Origin of the sequence: Nocardia neocaledoniensis (assembly GCF_029868625.1) — a bacterium.
In the GTDB taxonomy this organism is placed as follows: domain Bacteria; phylum Actinomycetota; class Actinomycetes; order Mycobacteriales; family Mycobacteriaceae; genus Nocardia; species Nocardia neocaledoniensis_A.
The window spans coordinates 1-2,527 of the sequence record NZ_JARWOJ010000155.1; the positions used below are offsets into that span (position 1 = coordinate 1).

Annotated in this window: 4 protein-coding genes; 1 reads left to right on the top strand and 3 read right to left on the bottom strand. The window is 72.1% G+C overall.

Annotated features, from left to right (window positions below; all coding sequences use genetic code 11):
* Positions 1–89 (bottom strand): tautomerase family protein (locus tag QH270_RS11260; protein WP_280340730.1); only part of this gene is annotated, 89 nt, incomplete at its 3' end.
* Positions 90–108: 19 nt separating this feature from the next.
* Positions 109–810, bottom strand: a complete 702-nt coding sequence (locus QH270_RS11265; RefSeq protein WP_280340726.1) for an SDR family oxidoreductase — start codon at positions 808–810, stop codon at positions 109–111.
* Between the two features lie 125 nt (positions 811–935).
* Between QH270_RS11265 and QH270_RS11270 the strand changes: the two genes are divergently transcribed.
* Entirely contained in the window at positions 936–1,520 is a 585-nt protein-coding gene (locus QH270_RS11270) for a TetR family transcriptional regulator (RefSeq protein WP_280340727.1), read from the top strand.
* Positions 1,521–1,545: 25 nt separating this feature from the next.
* Here QH270_RS11270 and QH270_RS11275 read toward each other — a convergent pair whose 3' ends face one another.
* Entirely contained in the window at positions 1,546–2,217 is a 672-nt protein-coding gene (locus QH270_RS11275; RefSeq protein WP_280340728.1) for a response regulator transcription factor, read from the bottom strand.
* Between the last annotated feature and the right edge of the window lie 310 nt (positions 2,218–2,527).

A 2,527-nucleotide genomic window follows, 5' to 3' on the forward strand; every position in this document is an offset into this window, starting at 1 on the left:
GTGTAGATCTCGGTGATCGCCCGGGCGAAGTCCGCTAAGTCCTTGTCGGAGTAGGTGTTCGCGGGATGGTGGATGTGCCACAGCGGCATGATGTGTCTCCTGGGTGGGTCAGCGGCGCAGGGGAATGGTCAAACCTTCGACCGGTCCGGACAGCGCGGCCTTGACGGTCCGGGTGATCTCGTCGACGAGGACCTCGCTGTCGCCCCGTTCCACGCCGTCGAAGACGCTCTCGGCGACCCGCTCCGGCGCGATCTTGTCGAAGGGGAGGGCTCGCACCATCTCGGTGTCGGCGAAGCCGAGATGCACGCCGGTCACCTGGGTGTGCTGGGCCGCGAGCTCGATCCGGACCGAGTTGGTGAGCGACCAGAACGCGGCCTTCGACGCGCCGTACGCGGCGGCGCCCGCGCCCCACGACAGGACCGAGTGGATGTCCACCAGGGCGCCGCCCCCGCGCGCGGCCAGGATCGGTGCGAACGCCTGGATGACGCGCAACGGACCGAAGACATTCGTGTCGAAGGTGGCGATCACCTCGGCGATATCGCCGGTCAGCAGCGGTGCCGGCAGCAGGACACCCGCGTTGTTGACCAGGATGTCGACATCGGTGGCGGCCTCGGCGAGCGCGGTCACCGAGGCCGGATCGGTGACATCCAGCGGCAGCGGCACGATCCGGGAGTCGTCGCCGGGCCGCGGGTTCCGCGCTGTCGCGTACACCTTGGCGGCGCCCCGGCGCAGCAGCTCGTCGACGAACGCGCTGCCGAGTCCGCGTTGTCCGCCGGTCACCAGTGCGACCGATCCGGCGATGGTGGTCATGGAATCCCCTTCGTCGACCTGTTCGAGATTTAGATTATGGACATCATCTATACGAGTGCGCAAGACTTGTCGTCAGCGATCGCAGGCCACGCGCGGCCCGCGAGCAGTCAGGAAGGAGAGCTCCCATGGCACGGGCGTCCCGAGCGCAGGCGGAGTCGCATCGGCGGGAGATCGTCGAGGTGGCGGCGGCCCGGGTGCGTGAACGCGGGGTCGATGCCCTCACCGTCCCGGAGACGATGGCCGCCGCCGGCCTCACCCACGGCGGCTTCTACCGGCACTTCTCCTCCAAATCCGACCTGGTCGTGCAGGCCTGTGCGGCGGCCTACGCGGAGAAGATCCGCGACATGGAGGAGATCCGCGCGCAGAGCCCGGACGGTCCGTCGGCGCGGGCGACGTTCATCGAGCGCTACCTGTCGACGGTGCACCGGGATCACCCCGGCCAGGGATGCGGCATCGCGGCCACGGCCGGGGACGCGGCCCGCGCGGAACCGGGCGGCCCCCTGCGCGGCGCCTACCTCGACGGCCTCGGCACCATGGTCGCGAAGCTGGCCGAGTTCGAGGCGGACACCGGCTCCGGCGACAGCGAAGCCCTGCTCGAGGTCACCCTGATGGCGGGGGCGCTGATGCTGGCCAGAGCCGGCGCCGACGACGCCGATCTCTCGGAGCGAATTCTACGGACCGCCAAGGAGTTTCTGCTCCGCGAGCGGTGACGGCCGAGTCCGTCCATCGCGGCGGTCAGCCCGGCGCCGGGCGGTCCGCGCGCGTCAGCCCGGCTTCGTGGGCGAGGATCGCGGCCTGTACGCGGTTGTCCAGGCACAGGCGGCGCAGGATCGCGCTGACATGGAATTTCACCGTCGCCTCCGCGAGGAACAGCGCGCGGCCGATGTCGGCGTTGGACAGGCCGCGTCCGAGCAGGCCGAGCACCTCCCGCTCCCGTGCGGTCAGGACATCGAGCCGTAGCCTGGCCGCGGTGCCCGCGGGCGCGGCCGCGCCGAACCGGGCGATGACCTTCCGCGCGATGCGTGGGGAGAGGAAGGCCGCCCCGTTCGCCACGGCCCGGATTCCGAGGAGCAGCTCGCGCGGGTCGGCGGCCTTCAACAGGAAGCCGTCCACACCGTGCGCCAGGGCGGCGTCCACGTAGTCGTCCTCGTCGAATGTGGTCAGCAGCACGACCTTCGCCGAGGGCACCGCGGTGGCCAGTTCGGCGGCGGTGCCGAGGCCGTCCAGGCGGGGCATGCGGATATCGAGCAACGCGATGTGGGGACGGTGCAGGCGCGCCAGTTCGACCGCCTCGCGCCCGTCGCCTGCCTCGGCGACCACGTCGATCTCCGTGTCGGTGGACAGGATCGCCCTGACTCCGGCACGGATCAACGGCTCGTCGTCGGCGAGCAGCACCCGGATGGTCATCGCGCTCCGTCGGCGACGGGGATCCGGGCCGTGACGACGAAGCGATCGCCCTGTGGCGCGGCGTGAAATGTTCCCGCCAGCACCTCGACTCGTGTCCGCAGGCCCGCCAGCCCGACCCCGGGTATCGGGCGGTCCCCGGTTCCGCCGGACCCGGGGCGGCGGCCGCGGCCCCGGCCGCCCCCCCCCCCCGGCGCCCGGGGTCCCCCCCCCGGGGCCCGCCCGCCCCGGGCCCCCCCCGCGGGGCGGGTGGCCGACACCGAGCTGACCTACGGCGAACTCGGGGCGCGCGCCGACGCGCTGGCGGTCCGGC